This window comes from Luteolibacter pohnpeiensis, from assembly GCF_016595435.1.
Lineage (GTDB): Bacteria > Verrucomicrobiota > Verrucomicrobiia > Verrucomicrobiales > Akkermansiaceae > Luteolibacter > Luteolibacter pohnpeiensis.
Genome location: NZ_JAENIJ010000211.1, coordinates 1 through 443, shown reverse-complemented (window position 1 = coordinate 443; position 443 = coordinate 1). Strand labels below are relative to the sequence as shown.

The 443-nt window shown below is 52.6% G+C and carries 1 protein-coding gene; it reads left to right on the top strand.

Annotated features, from left to right (window positions below; all coding sequences use genetic code 11):
• Positions 1–358: hypothetical protein (locus tag JIN85_RS20995; RefSeq protein ID WP_234047555.1), on the top strand; the 358-nt coding region annotated here is incomplete at its 5' end.
• Between the last annotated feature and the right edge of the window lie 85 nt (positions 359–443).

Genomic DNA, 443 nt, shown 5'->3' with positions numbered 1-443 from the left:
GACGTTCTGCAAAAATATCAGAGCCACCACGATGAAAGGAAGAATGCCATTCCCCATTCCGTTTCTGCCGATGCTGGTCGTTGCCGTTCTGATTTCGGCTATTATTCCTACTGCTTTAACGTTGCGCCGAACTTACGAACAGGAAGATCGAAACCGAGTTCCATCGCCGCCGTATGAGACGCCCCAAGGTGACTTGTCGAGCGCGGACCCTTTCTCCGATTCGCCAAGCGTAGCGGCAGACGCATCGACAACCGATCAGATCCAGATCGAGGTTAAGTTCGTCGAGTATGGCTCCCGGTCTGAAGAGCTTTCTTTCGATTGGATTGTTCCGTTTGAGCAAGCGGCGCTCAATGAATGAAAACCAAGCAGAACAAGGCAGCGCATCCGACGGCTATCAGCCTGGTAGTTGACTTTGTTGCTTCCATCCCGCCGCAGATGGCCTT